The organism is Bradyrhizobium manausense (assembly GCF_001440035.1).
GTDB classification, from domain to species: domain Bacteria; phylum Pseudomonadota; class Alphaproteobacteria; order Rhizobiales; family Xanthobacteraceae; genus Bradyrhizobium; species Bradyrhizobium manausense.
This window is the reverse complement of sequence record NZ_LJYG01000004.1, coordinates 57,592-58,400: the sequence shown is the minus strand read 5'-3', so window position 1 is coordinate 58,400 and position 809 is coordinate 57,592. Positions and strand designations below refer to the sequence as shown.

The 809-nt window shown below is 65.1% G+C and carries 2 protein-coding genes; one reads left to right on the top strand and one right to left on the bottom strand.

All coding sequences use genetic code 11. The features are described 5' to 3' along the window. A partial coding sequence (locus AOQ71_RS00845; protein ID WP_245316600.1) for a thermonuclease family protein occupies positions 1–532 on the top strand: 532 nt, incomplete at its 5' end. Positions 533–587: 55 nt separating this feature from the next. Here AOQ71_RS00845 and AOQ71_RS46840 read toward each other — a convergent pair. Beyond that, positions 588–809: L,D-transpeptidase (locus AOQ71_RS46840; RefSeq protein WP_245316599.1), on the bottom strand; the 222-nt coding region annotated here is incomplete at its 5' end.

The following is an 809-nucleotide window of genomic DNA, read 5'->3' as shown; positions in this document are numbered from 1 at the left end:
CCGCCGCTTCTCCGGACTTGTGCCGTGGATGTTCGTGGTCGGCGTCGTGGTGGCGGTCGTGCTGGCTTTTCGGCATGGCACCGAGTGGCGACTTCCGCTTCCGGCCGATGAACGCGCGCAGGATGCCGGGATCATTCTTCAGCAGTCCGGCAATCCCGACAGCCGTTTGCCGATCGATGTCATCCGCACGATCGACGGCGACACGTTTCTCGCGCGCGTGCATCAAGGCGACGGACGCGATCTCGTGGCGCGGGTTCGCCTGCGCGGCATCGATGCGCCCGAGATGAAGGCGTCCTGCCGGGACGAGTTGGACAAGGCGGAAGCGGCCACCGATGCTTTGCACAACCTGCTCGCCCAGGGCGGCGTCACCATCTACAATCTCGGCTCGGAAAAATACGGACGCGTGCTCGCCGATGTTGCGACCAGACGAACCGCAAACGTTTCGGCGGCGATGCTCGCGGGCGGGTACGCACGCAGCTACAATGGCGGTCATCGCGACGGCTGGTGCAGACGCGGCTGGCGCTTCTGGTAGTGAAAAAGCCGCGTCGGACGACGCGGCTTTTCAAATCCCGGCTTGATCGCAATGATCAGCGCGTCACGACCACCGTCGTTCCGACCGAGACGCGGCTGTAGAGATCGGTGATGTCGTCGTTGAGCATGCGGATGCAGCCATAGGAGACGAAGCCGCCGACCGAGCCCGGCACATTGGTGCCGTGGATGGCATATTCGCCGCCGGCCAGCGTCATTGCCGCGACGCCCATCGGGTTGCGCGGCGAGCCGCCGGGGATCACGTCGGGAAGCTGCGGCTT